This is a genomic window from Bartonella vinsonii subsp. vinsonii (assembly GCF_902825235.1).
Classification (GTDB): Bacteria; Pseudomonadota; Alphaproteobacteria; order Rhizobiales; family Rhizobiaceae; genus Bartonella; species Bartonella vinsonii.
This window is the reverse complement of record NZ_CADEAJ010000066.1, coordinates 1-421: the sequence shown is the minus strand read 5'-3', so window position 1 is coordinate 421 and position 421 is coordinate 1. Positions and strand designations below refer to the sequence as shown.

The window sequence follows — 421 nt, the reverse complement described above, 5'->3', positions numbered from 1 at the left end:
CTTCTAGCTGAATCTAAATGCTTATCACTTACACCTTGTGCGTACACCATCCCAATATTCATAACCAAAACGGCAAAAACACCAAAATATACTACAAAACGCTGAAAAGAATATATTGTTTTCATTTAACAATTACCCCGATGACTAATTATAATTTAAACTTGTTATTCTATTTACAAGCTTAAACACTCCTTTTTATTGTGCTCACATACAGATATGTAAACTATTTTCTCTTTAAAAATTAAAAAGTTCTAAAATTTTTATTTGACCATCCTCCATTGCTACAATTGCAGACGAAGCCAAACCCAAAAAAAGAACATGTTCAAAAACACCAGGAATTGCAAGGAGCGCATCTGACAAGAGCTTTGGCTCCAAAATGCTTCACCAAGATGCATAAAAAATGAAGTGACCGCCACCTGTC

General features: G+C 33.7%; 2 pseudogenes. Both read right to left on the bottom strand.

Annotated features, from left to right (window positions below):
* Window positions 1-125, bottom strand: a pseudogene (locus tag J7R12_RS09255) (DUF2059 domain-containing protein); the annotation flags it as partial.
* A 109-nt stretch (window positions 126-234) separates the two neighbouring features.
* A pseudogene (locus tag J7R12_RS09120) lies at window positions 235-421 on the bottom strand (ribose-5-phosphate isomerase A); the annotation flags it as partial.